Raw genomic sequence first — 404 nt, 5'->3', positions numbered from 1 at the left:
ATATGAATGTTTAGCTATTGAATTATTCCAATCAGCAATAATCCAAGCTTCGATTTCCGGCGCGGCAAACCCAACAAATTTTTCGATGTCAGCACATTCTGGTATTTTTGATATCTCTGACAATATTTTTAATTTTTGTGTCTCAGAATCGCGGCAATCCAAATCGTCAAAAACTAAAATCAGGTCGCATTTATTTGGTTCTGCTTTTAAGGCGATCGGCAATTCTTGCTTGATTTGCTCGATTAAGCTTTTACCTGTTCTTCCCTGACCACTTGCTTTATTAGGTTTAGGGCCAGGTTTGTCACGAACCGGTGTTTTTCGTTCAAATCTACACCCAGGAAAAGTTTTTTCTAAAAAAGGAAAGAATCCTCTAACCTCAGCTTCACCGCCTCTCGAGTAAACCC

At 39.1% G+C, this 404-nt stretch carries 1 protein-coding gene; it reads right to left on the bottom strand.

Features of this window, described 5'->3' with window-relative positions:
- Positions 1-404 (bottom strand): hypothetical protein (locus D7Y13_RS50250; RefSeq protein WP_208734733.1); only part of this gene is annotated, 404 nt, incomplete at both ends.

This window comes from Corallococcus praedator, from assembly GCF_003612125.1.
Classification (GTDB): domain Bacteria; phylum Myxococcota; class Myxococcia; order Myxococcales; family Myxococcaceae; genus Corallococcus; species Corallococcus praedator.
The sequence above is the reverse complement of the archived record's forward strand: the minus strand, read 5'-3'. Positions and strand labels throughout refer to the sequence as shown.